At 54.2% G+C, this 260-nt stretch carries 1 protein-coding gene; it reads left to right on the forward strand.

The window, feature by feature from the left end:
• On the forward strand, positions 1-260 hold a 260-nt coding region (locus OGV98_RS00515; protein ID WP_502873645.1), incomplete at both ends, for a bacteriophage T4 gp5 trimerization domain-containing protein.

Here is a 260-nt window from a genome sequence, read left to right on the forward strand (position 1 = left end):
CTGCCGGGCACGAAAACGCAGATGACCATCCGCTCGAAGACCTACAAAGGTGGCGGATTTAACGAACTGAAATTCGATGACGCCACGGGCAATGAGCAGGTCTACATCCATGCGCAGAAGAACATGGATACGGAGGTGCTGAACAACCGCACCACCGACGTGAAAGTGGACCATACGGAAACCATCGGCAATAACCAGAGCATCACTGTGGGACTCGGGCAGACCATCACGGTGGGTAAAGAAAACGCATCCGGACACGA

The organism is Citrobacter sp. Cf136 (assembly GCF_030333815.1).
Taxonomy (GTDB): Bacteria; Pseudomonadota; Gammaproteobacteria; order Enterobacterales; family Enterobacteriaceae; genus Citrobacter; species Citrobacter freundii.